Source organism: Actinomycetota bacterium, from assembly GCA_036280995.1.
Lineage (GTDB): Bacteria > Actinomycetota > CALGFH01 > CALGFH01 > CALGFH01 > CALGFH01.
The window spans coordinates 1-3,175 of record DASUPQ010000817.1; the positions used below are offsets into that span (position 1 = coordinate 1).

Consider the following 3,175-nt stretch of genomic DNA (forward strand, 5'->3'; position numbering starts at 1 on the left):
CGGCGACCTGGTCACCGCCGGCGGGGTCACCTCCGGCATCGACATGGCCCTGTGGCTGGTCGAGCGGCACTTCGGCGCCGAGCTGGCCGATGCGGTCGCGGCCGAGATCGAGCACCCCCGCCACGGCGAGGTCTGGCGGGCCAGGCCCGGGCCGCCGCCCGCTCCCTGAGGCTCCGCGGCGCCACGGCCCCGTTGCGGTCGCGGCTGGGCGGCGGCACGACCAGGAACAGGGCGATGCCGAGCAGGTCGATCGCCTCCAGCAGGAAGCTCCTACGTAACCACGGACGGGCCGCCGCCTCAGCGCTTCCAGAAGGCCGGGGCCGGGGGGTCCGCCTGGCCGCCCGGCCCCGCGAACGCCCGCAGCACGGCCAGCGCCAGGTCGCGCAGCCGCTCCAGCTCCCGCCCCCCGGGAACTCCAGTCCTCGCCAGCGGCCGCAGCGCGGCGGCCAGTTCCCGCAGCGGCCGAACCGCCGCTTCCACGGCATCCACCGACTCGAGGTCGGCCACCAACGCGTCCACCCCGACCCGCACCAGCCCGAGCCGCCGCGGGAGGTCGTTCCCACCGGCGGGTCCGGGAGCATGGGACGGCATGGAGCCGGCGGGAGCAAATCTGGGGAGAGGGCGATCGCTCTCTAGGAGGGCGGCGAGCCGGGCGGCGCGGTGGCGGTAGGGGGCGAGGTCGGCGCCGCCCAGGGGATGGGCGGCGAACCCGCCGGAGCGACGGCGGCCCGCGCGACCCGGGCCGACCCGGCCGGGGAGCGTGCCGAGGAGGCCGTCGGCCTTGGCAAGGGGGCCGGCCCGGCGGCGGGCCCCGGCGGCCGGGGCATTGGCCTGGAGGCCGCCGAGCGACATGCTGGCCATCGGCATGGCCGCGGCGGCCAGCCCGACCCGCTCGAACATGGTCCAGCCGGCCGGGGCCTCCACGGGCTGCAGGACCCGGTGGACCACGCCGCCCTCGTTGACCACCAGCACGTCGGCGGCCACGAAGGCGGTGAAGCGGCACAGCACCCCGAACCGGAGCGACGTCTCGACGATCCGCCGCTCCAGCTCCCGGTCGGGCGCGGGGTCGGTGGCGTAGCGGTCCTCGAGGTCGCGGAGGTGGGCCCGGGCCCAGGTCGCCCTCAGGGCTGGCGCGTCGCCGCGGGTCGCGGGCACGGTCGCCGACCACGCCCGCCCGGCCGCGTCCCGGCCCCGCACGGTGACCGCCCCGTCCGGCCCGCCCTCGAACCGGCCGCTGACGACCAGCGGCGACCCCGCGAACAGGGCGGGCAGGCGCCGCGGGGCCAGCGACCCCATGTCGACGCCCAGCCCGGCCGGCTCCAGCTCGAGGTCGGTCAGCACCGGCGCCCCGATGCGCCGGTGGACCCGGTCCATCACCTCGTCCAGCCGGTCCTCGCTCTCGACCAGCTCGCAGGCGCCGCCCCCGAGTCCGGCCAGCCGCTTCAGGAACCCCTCGTTGACCGCCGTGTCCACCCCGACGGTGTAGACCTGCACCCCGCCCAGCCGCGGGGCGAGCAGCCGCAGGAGCTGGTCCTCGTTGCCGACCTGCCCGTCGGTCACCAGGACCAGCACCGGGTCGCGCCGGCCAGGCCCGGCCGGCTCGCCGGTCCCCCGCCCACCGAGCAGGTCCAGGGCCCGGCCCAGCGGGGCGGCCATCTCGGTGCCACCTCTGGCCTCCAGCCGCGACAGCCAGTCGACCGCCTGGAAGCGGGCGTGGTCGCTCGCGACCCGCAGGCCGGTTCCCTCCGCCGGGAGGCTGGGCGTGAGCCCCCCGGACCCCCCGACCTCGGGCAGGGTCTCGATCACGTTGTCGAAGGCGAGCACCCCGAAGCGGTCGCGCTCGGTCAGCGAGTCGACCATCCGGGCCACCGCCCGCCGGGCGGCCACCATCTTCCAGCCGCCCATGCTGCCCGACCGGTCCAGCACGAACACGAGGTCCCTCGGGACAACGGTGTCGTCCCCGACCGGCGGCAGCAGGGTCAGGGCGAAGGTCCCGCGGCCCCCCTCGGCGTCCTCAACGGCGGTCACGGCCGTGGTCACCGTGTCCGAGCCCGTCCGGAGCCGGAGCACGAAGTCGCGGTTGGCCCGCTCCCCCGGCTCGACCCTGACCGTCCTGACGCCGTCGCCGTCCTCCTCCACCACCGCGTGGAGGCTGGAGCGGACGCCGCCCAGGCCGAGGCCGGCCGGGTCGATCCGGACCTGGATCGACAGGTCGACCGGGTTCGGGAACCCGGGCAGCAGCACCGGCGGGGTGATCCTGGACGCGTCGGGCACGGCGTCGGTGTCGGGCTCGGTCCCCGACCCGACCGGCTCGTCCTCCAGCAGCGTCCCCGGGATGTACCGGGGCGCCACCACCAGCGGGAACCGGAACGTGGCCTCGCCCTCGTCCCACGGCAGCGGGCCGGTCATGACCAGCCTGACCGTCACCCGCTCACCCGGGAGGAGGTTCCCGACCCGCATGGTGAACACCCCGGGCCGCTCCTCCTCGGCGATCGCCGCCCGCCGGCCCTCCTTGACCGCCGTGTCGTAGTCGGCCCTGGCCTGGCCGCGCTCCTTGAGCACGCCCTCGACCACCCGGTCCCCGACCTCCATGCGGAACTCGGTCACCGCGGCCCGGTCGGGCAGGGGGAAGACGTAGCTCGCCTCCAGCGGCTGGTCGAACCGGTTCCCGAACGTCTGGGTGAGCACGACCCGCGCCACCAGCCCGGTCAGGTTCGCGTCGACGTCGATCGCCTGGAGCGGCAGGTTGCCCCGCTCGGTGACGATCGCCCCGACCCCGGCCTCACCCGCCGCCCCCAGCTCGTCGTCGTGCAACAGGGGGAGGTACGAGGTCATGGCTGCTCCCTTCGAGGTTCGTTCCCGCCCCTCCGCCGGGTCGGGCGCCGAGGCAGGGTCGGGGTCTCCGGACTCGAGGTCGGGCCCGGCCCGGGGGCCGGGTTCCCGGTCCCGCCGGCGAACCCGCGTTTGCGGAGCGCCGACAGCAGCGGCCGGGCGGCGTCGAGAATGGCGTGGACGTCCGCCGCATCCAGCTCGCGCCCCGGTTCCAGCAGCAGGGTCGCGCCCTCCCCCAGCCGGATCCCCTGCAGGGTCGCGATCCCGCCGGCGCCGGTGCCGGTGCGCTCGGGATCGGCGGGCGTCCCTTCGGTGAAGGCGGCGATCGCGGCGGCGGGCTGCT

General features: G+C 76.7%; 2 protein-coding genes. Both read right to left on the reverse strand.

Annotated elements, in window-relative coordinates; genetic code table 11:
• Positions 1 to 297 precede the first annotated feature (297 nt).
• Positions 298 to 2,835: a VIT domain-containing protein gene (locus VF468_27255; protein ID HEX5881985.1), complete on the reverse strand. Its 2,538-nt coding sequence runs from the start codon at positions 2,833 to 2,835 to the stop codon at positions 298 to 300.
• Positions 2,832 to 3,175, reverse strand: a 344-nt coding sequence (locus VF468_27260; GenBank protein ID HEX5881986.1) for a hypothetical protein, incomplete at its 5' end; no start/stop codon positions are given. The genes VF468_27255 and VF468_27260, both read right to left, overlap by 4 nt.

Coding starts and splice junctions, on each gene's coding strand:
- VF468_27255 (HEX5881985.1), bottom strand. CDS start 2,835: ATGACCTCGTACCTCCCCCTGTTGCACGACGACGAGCTGGGGGCGGCG.